Origin of the sequence: Pseudomonas sp. NY15372 (genome assembly GCF_048068215.1) — a bacterium.
Lineage (GTDB): Bacteria > Pseudomonadota > Gammaproteobacteria > Pseudomonadales > Pseudomonadaceae > Aquipseudomonas > Aquipseudomonas guariconensis_A.
In genome coordinates this window covers 1-378 of sequence record NZ_JBLUPY010000097.1, presented here as the reverse complement: position 1 = coordinate 378, position 378 = coordinate 1, and the positions used below count along the sequence as shown (strand labels likewise).

Genomic DNA, 378 nt, shown 5'->3' with positions numbered 1-378 from the left:
GTGGTTTCGCCGGCCTTGATGGTGATGGTCTGGCCGTTGGACAGGGTGACGGTGACCGGCGTCTGCGCCGGGTTGCTCAGGGTGGCGGTGTAGGTGATCACGCCCCCTTCGATGATGCCGGGTGTCGCGGTCAGGGTGACGCTGGTGGTGTCGACCGAATCGGTGATGACGGTTTCGGCAGGCGCCGGGTTCGGCGTCAGCTGTTCGAAATTGCCGCCGGTGGCACCGGTAATGGTAGTGCTGACGGTGCTGCCATTGTTGTACACGTCATTGGCCGGGGTCTGGAAGTCCACGGTGCCCGTGGTTTCGCCGGCCTTGATGGTGATGGTCTGGCCGTTGGACAGGGTGACGGTGACCGGCGTCTGCGCCGGGTTGCTC

1 protein-coding gene is annotated in these 378 nt (G+C 64.8%); it reads right to left on the bottom strand.

Going from position 1 to position 378, the window contains the following annotated elements; genetic code table 11:
* The coding region (locus ACNFG0_RS22890) for an immunoglobulin-like domain-containing protein (RefSeq protein ID WP_416766541.1) at positions 1-378 on the bottom strand (378 nt) is incomplete at both ends.